Origin of the sequence: Rahnella inusitata (assembly GCF_965118895.1) — a bacterium.
Lineage (GTDB): Bacteria > Pseudomonadota > Gammaproteobacteria > Enterobacterales > Enterobacteriaceae > Rahnella > Rahnella inusitata_A.
Genome location: NZ_CBCPJJ010000048.1, coordinates 1 through 708, shown reverse-complemented (window position 1 = coordinate 708; position 708 = coordinate 1). Strand labels below are relative to the sequence as shown.

The following is a 708-nucleotide window of genomic DNA, read 5'->3' as shown; positions in this document are numbered from 1 at the left end:
GGTGCTTAAACACGACACGCTGTTTCGCTCCAGCCACAACTGGCGCGAGTTTTGCGTCCAGTTTATGGAAAGCGATTACGATTTTATTTCGCGGCTGCTCGCCGAAGAGGGGATTTTCTTTTACGAGGAAGAGTTCCTCAAGGCCAACGATCAGAAGCTCACCTTCGCAGACAACTGCAGCGCACTGATCAGCATCGGCGCGTTTGCGTATAACCCGAACGCCGCGTCCGAAGCGGCCACCTACTGCATCAACAACTTCCGCCGCACTGCGCAGGTTCGCCCTTCCAGGGTCATCACGCAGGATTACACCTTCACCGCGCCGAACTGGCAGGCGCAGTATCAGGAAAAAGCCTCAAATATGGTTCACCAGCACACGGTGTATGACGTGTTCGATTACCCGGGACGATTCAAAGACGAGCAGCACGGCGCCGATTTCGCCAAATATCAGATGGAAGGCTGGCGCAACAACGCCGACGTGGTGATTGGCAGCACCAACTCGCCGCAGTTTTATCCCGGCGTGCGCTTTGCCCTGACCGACCATCCGCGTGAAGACCTGAACGCCAACTGGCAGGTGGTCGCCATCGAGATGCACGGCGATCAGCCGCAGGCGCGGATTGGTCAGGAAGGCCAGGGAACCACGCTCAATACCGAGTTTGAAGTCATCCCTTCCACCCAAACCTGGCGCCCCACGCCCAAGCCTAAACCGCG

At 57.6% G+C, this 708-nt stretch carries 1 protein-coding gene; it reads left to right on the top strand.

Annotated features, from left to right (window positions below):
- The coding region (gene tssI, locus ACMHLI_RS23390) for a type VI secretion system tip protein TssI/VgrG (RefSeq protein WP_413531466.1) at positions 1 to 708 on the top strand (708 nt) is incomplete at both ends.